Here is an 11,510-nt window from a genome sequence, read left to right on the forward strand (position 1 = left end):
TATGCGATGTTCATGCCAATCTCCTGCATGGTACGGCGCAGCGAGGGGATGCCGTACAGGTGCTGGATGAACACAATTTTGAACAATACCACCGGGTCAATGCTGGGACGGCCGTTGTCACGGCTGTAAAGCGCATCCACCAAGTCGTACAGATGCGTAAAATCCACCGCGCTGTCAATCTGCCGCAGCAGATGCTCCGATGGAACCAGCTCCTCCAAACATAGGATTTCTACTACATTTCTGCGCAATTCCTGCTCTTTTGCTAGCACACGCCGTCCCTCCCCAGTCTTTTCTTATCTTTATTTTACCACACATACGCAAAAAAGCCCAGTGTATACTGGACTTTTTCGACAGGCTGACGCGCCGATTTCATCGGCGCGTTTTTCTATTTAAGATTCCAATTCATCAATGCTAATTTTTCTGGTATGCTGTGTATGAAACCATTCTTTCTGGTTCTTTTTCGCCATACCCACCGCCGCAATCGGCATCCAAGTGTAGGTGAAAGCAATATAAGGAATATAGTAAAGCAGCATCTTAAAGGTCAGCTTCTTTTCCAGCCAGAGAATAAACGGGAAAAAGGCCAGCTGAACCAGCATGATAACATTCCACGCCGCTGCCGGTATCGCTAAATTTGGTGTAAACCAGAATTGTACGGTAGGGTAAAACAGCTGCACAATTGACATTGTGGTAGATATCAGCATAGCAACCAAAAGAATCGGCTGGAAAAGGTAAATCATTCCGTCAAAAGCGGCCCAGTCATTATCCTTCAGCCATTTTTTTGCAAGAGGTTTCACAAAACGGGAAGCCACATCGGTATGTCCCTGCATCCATCTTGTCCTCTGTTTAAAGGACTGAGATAACGTCAGCGGCTTTTCATCATAGATAACCGCTTTTTTTGCCCAGCCAACTTTGATATTATTCAGAATCAACTTCATGGTAAATTCCATGTCTTCCGTCAAACAGGTGGCACCCCAGCCCATTTCCTTGAGGACCTCGGTGCGCAGGGCAAAGCCGGTACCATTGATCTGATTGGAAAGACCTGCATTGCTCCTTGCCGTCTGAAACACCTTGTTCAAGCACCAGAAAGAAATCGCATAGGATGCTGTAATCCATGAATCGTTGGGGTTTTTGGTGTCAACATATCCCTGAACAGCTTTGTAACCCTCATTCAGCTTTTTGTTAATCTCGTTTAAGTACTGCGGATCGACAATATTATCCGCATCGAAAATACAGATGGCATCATAATGTTTTTCCATCTTGAATATCTTCTCAAACATCCACTCCAGCGCATAGCCTTTTCCCCGTTTTTCTGAATTGAAGCGTTCATGCACCAGCGCGCCGGCTTCCGCGGCAATTTTGGCCGTGTCATCCGTGCAGTTATCCGCAATCACAAAGATATCGTACTTTTCTTTGTCGTAGTCAAGATTTCTTAAACTTTGCACCATCTGCTTGATTACACTGTGTTCATTATGAGCGGCGACAACCATTGCAAACATATTCTTTTTGTTGGGAATATCTGTTTTCTTTTTTCGTTCAATAAAAGCAAAGACACCAATTACGCAATGATACAATCCGATAAACAAAATAAACAGTTGGATCAATATCGATAACGCATATACGACTGTTCTCATTCTTTGCGCCTCCAAATGATTTTTCTAAGTACTCTTTTCATCCACTTTTCTATCTACTTAGAGTATTTTACACCAACTGGCTTTTATTTGCAAGCGATTTTGATGAAATTCTGATTTTTTGAAGATTTTGGATTCTTCTTTTCTCTTTAGTTTATGCTTTTTCTCTATATTTATGAAGGACCAGTAGACAAACTTTGTTTTATTTGATAAAATGGCAATATCGGTTAAGCATTAGAGCGTCGGAACCAGTATGGTTTTCACAGAACAAATTTTTCGCAAGACAAGGAAAAAGAGCAGGTAATCCTGACGGAACATTACAAAATTGTGCGGCATTTTGATAAAGGCATAGCGGAAAATAATGGTTCAAAAAAACAGGTTTGGATACTTTGCTCTATGATTTATGAATTCGAAGAATAGAAAAATAATTTTGACGGGATCTGCAAAGCATAAAGGAAGTGAGAAAATGGCGTCTGTAAAAACGGTTTTTTATTGCAGTGAATGCGGTTATGAATCGCCCAAATGGTTGGGAAAATGTCCCGGCTGCGAACATTGGAATACCTTCACCGAGGAGGTTATGAAAAAAGAGGCGAAACAGAACCGCTACAGCAGCGTGGTCACAAACAGCAAACCGAAAAAAATGAGCGATATCGAAGTTGGAAAAGAAATCCGTTTCATTACAGGATACAGAGAACTGGATCGTGTTCTGGGAAACGGCGCCGTTATCGGCTCAGTCAATCTGGTAGGCGGCGATCCGGGTATCGGAAAATCAACCCTTCTCTTGCAGATGTGCCTGAACATCCAGAAAAATTTTAAAATTCTTTACTGCTCGGCAGAAGAGTCTGTGGAGCAGATCAAGCTTCGTGCAAACCGATTAAAGGATGGAAACGAAAATATATTTTTATCGTCTAATACGAATATTGATGGGCTGATAGCGGATGCCCAGACACTAAAACCAAATGTGGTCATTGTGGACTCTATCCAGACCGTCTACGCCGAGGACATTTCTTCCGCTCCCGGCAGCGTATCCCAAGTCCGGGAATGCACTTTGAAAATGACACGCTTTGCAAAAGAGAATAATATTACGGTCTTTATCGTCGGGCATGTTACAAAAGAGGGGATGATTGCAGGTCCCAAGGTTTTGGAGCATATGGTGGACTGTGTCCTTCAGTTTGAAGGAGAGCGGTATTCCAATTTCCGAATTATCCGGGCGGTTAAAAACCGTTATGGTTCTACAGATGAGATCGGTGTGTTTGAAATGACCGACAGAGGTCTTCTAGAAGTGGGCAATCCCTCCCAGGTTTTTCTGGAGGGCAGACCGAAAAATGTGAGCGGCACGATCGTCATCTGCACGATGGAGGGCACCCGTCCCATCCTGGCAGAGATTCAAGGCCTTACCGCTCACAGTGCCTATGCTGCCCCCAGACGGATGACTACGGGGCTTGATTTTAACCGCGCCAGCATGATAATGGCTGTTTTGGAAAAAAAAGCCGGATTTAACCTATCCTCCAGTGATATTTATCTGAACATTACAGGCGGGATAAAGGTTATGGAACCTGCCGCTGATTTGGGCATTTGCCTCGCGGTTGCTTCCAATATCAAAAACCATCCCGTAGGCGATGATACCGTTGCTTTCGGAGAAATGGGACTGACCGGTGAGATCCGGAATGTAAGTTTTGTTGAAAAAAGGGTGAACGAAGCGTTTAAATTGGGTTTCAAACGCTGTATCATCCCGTATTCCACCAACTCTGAGAGTCTTTCTCTGGAGGGAATGGAAATAATAAGAGTGAAAAATATTTTGGAGGCTTTCGGCGCAGTATTCTAGACGGCGTTCTCGGAATACCGCACGCCTTGTTAAAAGCGGGGTTATAACAAGATTGAAATGCTTTTGCGAAGCAAAAAATGCCTTGCAAGCATTTCAACCCTGCGATATTTAAGATATATTCTCACCGTATTAAGAATTCAATACCCAACCGTCTGCAGAGACGAGGGTTATAGAAGCGGGGTTATATGTACATGACAGAAAAGGAACTGTTAAGACGGAGCAAGGAAGGTCATGTTGCCAGTTTTGAAGAGCTGATAAGCGTCCATCAGCAAAAGGTATATAACATTGCCCTTCGAATGCTCGCAAACGAACAGGATGCATTTGACGCCTCCCAGGAGGTATTTATAAAAGTTTATAAAAATTTGGACAAGTTTCAGGAGAATTCATCTTTCTCCACCTGGTTGTATCGTATTACAACCAATACTTGTCTAGATATGATTCGAAAAAATAAGGATAAAAAGAATGACATCTCCATCGATTCACAAATCGAATTCGAGGATGGAGAAGCTTCTTTTCAGTTGGAGGACAAAAATGCTGACGTGGAAGAGGAAATCCTGAAAAAAGAACGCAGACAGGCTCTTTATGAGGCCATCCAACAACTGAATGATGAGCACAAAAAAATGATCGTTCTAAGAGAGCTTCAGGGAATGAGTTATCAGGAAATCGCTGAGATCACCGGCGCCAATATTGGTACGGTAAAATCGAAGATCAACCGGGCTAGAATTTCCCTAAAAAATTCCTTACTGAAATATAAGGAACTTTTTTAAAATGCTCCCGTCTATACTAGTAGGAATGTGAGGTGTATCCTATGAACCAATGTAAAAAATTTCAAAATATGTTTTATGAATATATGGACGGGACCCTCGGCAAAGCGGACGAGGTCAGATTGCTGGAGCATCTTGAAACTTGTACACAATGCAAAGAGGAATTTGCGTTTGTCAAAGCGGTTAAACAGGAGCTGCAAGATATCCCTATGGCTCCTCTGCCGGAAAACTTCAATGTGAAGCTAAGGGAGAACCTGATCAGAGTAAATCTGGAAAAACCACAAGAAAACAAAAGAAGTTTTTTGAAATTTCTTCCCAAATATGGGTTGGCTGTCTCGGCTGCAGCCGCCTTTGCAATTATGATTATGGCTTATGGCGGCAATTTCAAGCCTGCTGATTATCAATCCGGTTCTGACAGCAATCTGCCTATGGCTGTAACATCCGCACCGGAGGCATCAGATTATAGCACGGAAGCAGAACAGCCCCATACTCAAATACAGCAGGAAATCAACGGACAGGAAAAGGTTTACGATGATTCGACTGTCTCTGAAAACAAGCCGGAAGACGAACAGAGCAAAACTTCCACCAAGGCTCCTTCAAAACGGCCTGGTTCCACTGTTCAAAAACCCAACACGGCCTATCAGACGAAGGCGCCGGTTTCAACCCCTTCTCCTCAGACCCCCGAAAGTGAGACCCCTTCCACTGGCTCAGGTTTCACTTCTGAGACCGACAAAGGCAATTCAGGAGGAGGTTCCGGAGCTTCTTCACAGTACGGCATCAATTCGGCGTCGACGCGCACCACACAGGGATTAATCTTTGTGATTCACAGCACTGTGGACAGTCAAACCTTGAAACAGCTCTACGCCCTTCCCACTTTTCAGGTAGTAGGAGGTAACCGTTATCAGATGCAGCGCTCCTATCAAAATGATTTAATCAAAGCGCTGAAAAATTTGGAGTATTCCATTCATTTTTCTTCCGAGACAAGCCGTATCGATAGGGATGCCGTCATCATTGAACTAATTTGAATCATTTAACAGACATATCTACAAAACAAGTCTGAAAGAAATTGTATGTTTATATCAGAAAGACAACGGGCCGGTGACGATAATCACCGGCCCGTTGTCTTTGTTCGAACACCTATTCATATTGGCTTTTCCGTTGAAATTTTATTTCTTTAAGTGAATCAAAGCTTTTGATACTGCAGAACCTAACACAAAGCAGGTTGCCGCTTCAATCAGTCCGTTCACTCCTACAAACAAAATGATAAATGCAAACGGATTCGCTGCCCCCAGCGTCGCCGCAAAGCCCTGAATATATTCCGTATTATAGAAAAACAGGACGAGGGAACTCATAAAAAGAACCGTGTTGAGTAAAGGACAGCTTAAATTAGCAATCCACACCGACGCTTTCTCTGCCTTCCCTCTTTTCAGGACAGCATACACAACGCCAGAAAGCCATCCGGCTAAGATTCGGGGAATGATACAAGTAATGAACGTCCCTACTGGACTAATGCTCAAGAGCGCCGCTCCGAACGGGCTCATTCCAAAGCATTGAATAAAACTGGTCACTCCGAACACTGTACCCAAAACAGCGCCGCCTTTCGGCCCTAGAAGAACTGCGCCTATCGCTACCGGGACAACAATCAAGGTTATCTCCAATCCCAGTGTTTTAAGATAACCGATGGGGGTAAAAGCCATCACAAGAATCACAGCCGTCAAAAGTGCCAGTTGTACAAGTTGTTTGGTGTTTGTCTTCATTTTGGTCTTTTCCTTTCTGTATTTTATTTTTTATTGAACTGTGCACTCAGTGCAATCCGTCCCGGTGGAAAATCCCATCCGGGCAGAACAATTCAATAATCATTATACATAATATTTGCGACAGTTGCAAGAGTGTTTTTAATATGGTATGATAAATAAAATAATTGTGAAACATATTTCCAGGAGGAAACAATGAGCAAGTTATATCACGAAATACCGATATCGAAAATTGAAAACCTCAGCATAGGTCATGCACAAGACTATGCCAATGCTACCGGCTGTACGGTACTGCTCTGTGAAAAGGGAGCTCCCGCCGGATTGGATGTACGGGGCGGTGCTCCAGCGTCCCGAGAAACTCAGCTTCTCGATCCTACCGCTTCCAACAATGAAATCCATGCTTTAGTATTATCCGGCGGCAGCGCTTACGGACTGGACGCCGCCGGAGGCGTAATGCGCTATCTGGAGGAAAAGGGAATCGGCTTTGACGTAGGAATGACCGTGGTGCCGATTGTCTGTACAGCCTGCCTGTTTGATCTGGAACTGGCAAATCATAAAGTGCGTCCCGACGCTGCTATGGCGTACCGCGCATGTATGGATGCCCAGCGTAAACGGAATGATTCCGGGAACATTGGCGCTGGCACTGGCGCGGCTGTCGGAAAGTTTTACGGGACTGATTTTATGATGAAATCCGGATTAGGCTGCTATGCCGTCCAGCTCGGCGATTTGAAAGTAGGTGCAGTTGTCGCTGTCAACGCTTTGGGGGATATATACGATTGTGAAACAGGAAAAAAACTAGCCGGGCTTTTAAATGAAGAAAAAAATGGATTTCGCGATACTGAGACCGAATTCTACCGTTCCTATACGGGAATGAAAAATCTTTTCACTGGAAACACCACGATAGGAGCTATTGTTACAAATGCAGCATTTCATAAAGTACAGATGAAAAAAATCGCAATGATGGCCCATAATGGCTATGCGAGAACGATCCGTCCCGTTCACACTTCAGCGGACGGTGACAGCATTTATGGCCTCTCCACCGGCAGCATCTCTGCGGACTTGGATGTGGTCGGCACCTTGGGCTCTTGGGTAATGGCAAAGGCAGTAAACCGTGCTGTTCTCTCCGCCACTGCAATGTATGGGTATCCTGTGGCATCCGATTTTTTAAGTTGATTTTCCAATAAGGACTTGTCCCGTCATTCAACGAGGACAAGAACACTGCTTGGCAGTGCCGCAGTCAGCAGGAGATTGCGCTCCCGCTGACTGCGGATATGGAACTCGCCTTCTTTCGAGGCGGGGGACATCTTGCCCACAGTTATAATCTTCAAGCTGCCAAAAAACCGTTTTCCCCAAGCCAAATGAAAAGAGGAAAGAAAGCAAAAAAGCCATCCAAAATTGGATGGCTTTTTTCATCAAATATCCTTTGGAAATCTTGGCATTTTAATGCCTAGAGGTTTGTGAGATTATTATTTCGCATCATAACGAGCCTGTGCTGCATTATAGACATCCTCAACATTTTTTGCCCCAAGCTGTTCTGCCTGTTTCAGCCATGCTTCCCATGCTTTGTCCCCAGTCTGATCATTGGTCAGAATATATTTAGAAGCAAATTCTGCAGCAGCTTTTCTCACCTTCGGATCATACTGGGACCGGATATCCTGCTCTTCGTTTGTCAAAGTCACTTCCGGCGGTTCGGGAATAAATCCGCCGCCTTCTTTGTTCAGCATCATATCTTGAGCTTCCTGCTCTTTTTCTGTGAAGTCAAAATAACCGGATTTCCGGTCAAATCTCTTATAAAGACCAGAAACATATAACCCGTATTTCTCTTCCATGATATTGATATCGCTGAACTGATTAGGCTCTACACCGATATACTGCGCCTGCGTTTTATCTGCATTCCAGTTGAAAGTAACACCTTCCACACCGCAAGTCATCAACTCTGCGCCATTCTGGCTAAGCAGATAATCTTCCAGTTTCATTGCCAATTCACTGTTTTTTGATTTCTTGATAGCAGGTCCGCCATTCGCTTTCGCCAGAGTAATCACTTTCTGAGTGGGTCCAATCGGGTTTGCATATCTCAAATCATAATCGGGAACGGTCGCCTTCGCCTGTTCATAGAACATTTCCAGTCGTCCGATCCAGTCAAATGTAACAAAAGAGGTTTCCGCCTGTGTCATCTTGGAAGTCCATGCTGCCTGAGTAGCCGTTAAAAATTCAGGATCCAGCAGCTTTTCATCATACAACTTCTTTAAGAAATCCAACATTTCCTTGTATTTCGGATCGGTGGACGCGTACTTCCAAGTGTTGGTGTCCGCATTGTAATAGATACCGGGAGACTCACTCCCCAAGCCCCAGCTCTGCCCGATCTGGTTGAAGATGGTATCTTTGGTTTTGGAAACCATCGGGATGGAGTTGGGATAAATCGATTTCAATTTTTTCAGCGCGTCGTAGAACGTTTCAGGGCTGTTCCACATTGGGATATTATGTTTGTCAAAAATATCTTTTCGATACAGCATACCATGATTTACATCACGCTGCACATCATATCCCGGGAAAACATAAAGCTTTCCGTCAGAGGCAGTAAAGCTTTTCATTACCTTTGCTGTTCCAAGCTCCGCGGCATTGTCAATAAAAATGCTCTTGAAGTTAGGCAATTCATCTATGTGGTCAGTGACTGGTTCAAAAGCTCCCTGTGTTGCAATATCGTTCACCTCGGCAATCGTCATGCCGCCGCTAAAGATATCTGGCATTTCATCCTTTGACGCAACCATCACCCGGGCTTTTTCTTTAATTGTCGCTCTGGGTACTTGAATCAGCTGAAGATTGATTCCAGTTCTGCGGCGAAGTTCATTGATAACAATACTATTATTGCTGTCTTTGTCCGTGTCGCAAAGAATAGTAAGGGTTGTCCCTTTTTTGTCAAGGGGCAGCTTCAATCCGCCTGTATCCTGCTCAAATTTTGCGATTTCTTCACTTGTCATCGTTCCTACGTCCACTTCGCTGCTGTTGCCACAGCCGCTGAACATCGAAACAGCCAGCACTGCGGAAAGCCCCGCAGCCATCCACTTTTTGGTCTTCATAAATTTCCTCCTTTAACTCAGCCCTTAACTGGGCTTCATGCATTTCCCCATTCATCCTATAGATGCAATCTTATTATATCACACCCAAATAGAGTGTCAATAAAAATAGACTCAACTCTTCTTTTTTGTGTTATTTTACAGTTTTTTATTGCAATTTTTGTTTATAATGCTGATACCAATTTTAAGTTTGCTGCCTTTTTCCATGTTGTTTCACTGTTTACATAATGTCTGATTTGTTTTTCGCCCGAAAATAAGTCTCCTTGTGGTGGTTTTATTTGCTATCTCCACCAATCGATCATATACAATCTATTGAAATGCAAAAAGAACCGGTACTGTATACCGATTCTTTTTATTCATTCTATTTCCTTTTCACGCATCGAAGTTGATCAATTATCCTTTTACAGCTCCAACTGTTAAGCCCTTAATAAAGAATTTCTGCAGCCAAGGATAAACAACCAGCATGGGAAGAATGGAAACAAAGATGGTTGCGTTCTTCAATGCTTCCGGTGTAAATTTCGCATCGTCCATGATATCGGAAACCTTGGTCGTATCATTCATAAGCATGTCTCTCAAAACTACCTGCAATGGATATTTATCCGCAGAGGTAAGATAGATAGACGGGATCAGGAAGCTGTTCCAGTTACCCATGATAAAGAACAGTGCAATGGCCGCGATAGAAGGTTTTGCCAGAGGGACAAAAATGGTAGTCATAATCCTGAACTCACTGGCTCCGTCTACAATAGCTGCCTCATACAACTCATGCGGAATTCCCTCGAAAAAGTTTTTCAAAATAATCAGGTCAAATGTCCAAATCAAGTTCGGAATAATCAACCCCCACATGCTGTCAAGCAGGCCCAAGGAGCTTACAATCAGATATGTAGGAATCAAACCGCCGGAAAAGAACATCGTAATCGTCACCATTACCATCAAGGGTTTCCGGAATATGAATGTCTTTCTTGAAAGCGGATAAGCGAACATGATTGTCATTAGCAGTTCGCACACAACACCAACGCCTGTGTAGCGGATGGTATTCCAATATGCCCGCGGAATCTTTGGTGTGGAAAGAATTTTCCCATAGGCCTCAAAGCTGAATCCGGGGACAATCTTTCCGGCAGTTTCCGAAAACTTCATCGGCAGGAAATTGACAACCCCCTGGTTAATCGCTTCCGATGAACTTAAAGAGATACAAAGTACATACCAAACCGGGTACAATGTTATAAAAATAACAAGAAGCATCAGTACGACATTAATATAGTCGAACAGTGTATAGCGATCCAGCTTGCTTTTTGGTTTTCTTGTTTTTACTAATCCACTCATTCTCCTTACCCCCTTACCACAAGCTTGTTTCGGTTAACTTACGGCTGATGGTATTGCAAGTGATAACCAAAATTAACGCTACAGTTGATTCAAACAGGCCTACAGCAGTAGAGTAACTATAGTCCATGTCGATTATACCTTTTCTATATACAAAGGTTCCAAAAATATCAGCAACACTATAAGTAGCCGGCTGATATAACAGAATAACTTTCTCGTAACCGATTTTGATCAGATTACCGGAACGCATGATAAACATTGTCGCAACAGTAGGCAGGATACTTGGAAGGGTAACATACCACATACTCTTTATTCTGCCGCAGCCATCGATTTTTGCCGCCTCATAAAGCTGCTGATCAACTCCTGCAAGAGCAGCAACATAGATGATTGCGTTGTAGCCACAGTTTTGCCAAATATCACTGGCAATATAAATGGTGCGGAACCATTCCGGCTTGATCATGAAATAATATCCGTCTTCCCCTACCAAGCCGATTGCTTTCAGCAATGAATTAATCGCGCCGTTGCTCGGGGAAAGCATGTCAACCAGCATAGAACATACGACAACAACGGACAGGAAGGAAGGAAGGAAGCTGGTTGTCTGAACGAGCTTTTTGAATTTTGAATTCTTTACTTCGTTCAGCAGAATTGCAAATAGAATTGGGAAGGGAAAACCCCAGAACAACGAATATAGCCCCAATAACAACGTGTTGCGGAACAACGGTAGAAAATCGCTGGATGCAAAACCAGTCCATCCGTTTTGAATATTAAAGAATTCGACAAAATTCTTAAACCCTATCCACGGACTCCCCAAAATACCCGTGTAAATACCGTAATCTTTAAATGCGATTGTCAAACCATACATCGGTCCATAGCGGAAGATGATATAGAAAACAACGCCAGGCAATGCTAGTAAAATCAATTGCCAGTCTTTTTTGAGACGTTCGCCCAAGGTCCTTTTTCTTACAGTGACCGTTGTGGAAACATCTGCCTTTGACGCTTTCGCCATCTTTGTTGACCCCCTCAAAATTATTTTTAATATTTTTCTTTATCTTATGAAAAATACCGTTCTCCTCCCCATAACTTGCATGGGAAAGCTCATGACTGTATTATATAGAAAAGGACGTACCGCGTAAATATTTCTTTTTCAA

10 protein-coding genes are annotated in these 11,510 nt (G+C 43.4%); 4 read left to right on the plus strand and 6 right to left on the minus strand.

Features of this window, described 5'->3' with window-relative positions:
* Positions 1-269: transposase (locus KQI32_RS07535; RefSeq protein ID WP_216423449.1), on the minus strand; the 269-nt coding region annotated here is incomplete at its 3' end.
* Positions 270-389: 120 nt separating this feature from the next.
* The gene (locus KQI32_RS07540; protein ID WP_216424559.1) at positions 390-1,631 is read right to left on the minus strand and encodes a glycosyltransferase family 2 protein; all 1,242 of its coding nucleotides are present in this window, start codon (positions 1,629-1,631) and stop codon (positions 390-392) included.
* A 463-nt stretch (positions 1,632-2,094) separates the two neighbouring features.
* On the opposite strand from KQI32_RS07540, the gene radA reads away from it, so the two are divergent.
* The 3 genes from radA (at position 2,095) to KQI32_RS07555 (ending at position 5,242) form a co-directional block, all read left to right on the plus strand.
* Positions 2,095-3,453 carry a DNA repair protein RadA gene (gene radA, locus KQI32_RS07545; protein ID WP_216424560.1) on the plus strand — a complete coding sequence of 453 codons (1,359 nt, stop codon included), beginning with the start codon at positions 2,095-2,097 and terminating at the stop codon, positions 3,451-3,453.
* 185 nt (positions 3,454-3,638) lie between these two features.
* A complete protein-coding gene (locus KQI32_RS07550) occupies positions 3,639-4,220 on the plus strand; it encodes an RNA polymerase sigma factor (RefSeq protein WP_216424561.1) in 582 nt (193 codons plus the stop codon).
* A gap of 41 nt (positions 4,221-4,261) precedes the next feature.
* Positions 4,262-5,242: an anti-sigma factor gene (locus KQI32_RS07555; protein WP_216424562.1), complete on the plus strand. Its 981-nt coding sequence runs from the start codon at positions 4,262-4,264 to the stop codon at positions 5,240-5,242.
* Positions 5,243-5,383: 141 nt separating this feature from the next.
* Here KQI32_RS07555 and KQI32_RS07560 read toward each other — a convergent pair whose 3' ends face one another.
* Positions 5,384-5,974 (minus strand): ECF transporter S component, encoded by a 591-nt coding sequence (locus tag KQI32_RS07560; RefSeq protein ID WP_216424563.1) that lies wholly within the window; start codon positions 5,972-5,974, stop codon positions 5,384-5,386.
* A gap of 192 nt (positions 5,975-6,166) precedes the next feature.
* On the opposite strand from KQI32_RS07560, the gene KQI32_RS07565 reads away from it, so the two are divergent.
* The gene (locus KQI32_RS07565) at positions 6,167-7,144 is read left to right on the plus strand and encodes a P1 family peptidase (RefSeq protein ID WP_216424564.1); all 978 of its coding nucleotides are present in this window, start codon (positions 6,167-6,169) and stop codon (positions 7,142-7,144) included.
* A 293-nt stretch (positions 7,145-7,437) separates the two neighbouring features.
* On the opposite strand, the gene KQI32_RS07570 is transcribed toward KQI32_RS07565, so the two are convergent.
* From KQI32_RS07570 to KQI32_RS07580, 3 genes are all read right to left on the minus strand, one after another.
* Positions 7,438-9,048, minus strand: a complete 1,611-nt coding sequence (locus KQI32_RS07570) for an extracellular solute-binding protein (protein ID WP_216424565.1) — start codon at positions 9,046-9,048, stop codon at positions 7,438-7,440.
* A 390-nt stretch (positions 9,049-9,438) separates the two neighbouring features.
* Complete coding sequence (locus KQI32_RS07575) at positions 9,439-10,365, minus strand: carbohydrate ABC transporter permease (RefSeq protein ID WP_216424566.1); 927 nt, start codon at positions 10,363-10,365, stop codon at positions 9,439-9,441.
* Positions 10,366-10,378: 13 nt separating this feature from the next.
* A complete protein-coding gene (locus KQI32_RS07580; RefSeq protein WP_216424567.1) occupies positions 10,379-11,368 on the minus strand; it encodes a sugar ABC transporter permease in 990 nt (329 codons plus the stop codon).
* Between the last annotated feature and the right edge of the window lie 142 nt (positions 11,369-11,510).

This window comes from Acetivibrio sp. MSJd-27, from assembly GCF_018918095.1.
In the GTDB taxonomy this organism is placed as follows: Bacteria; Bacillota; Clostridia; order UMGS1840; family HGM11507; genus HGM11507.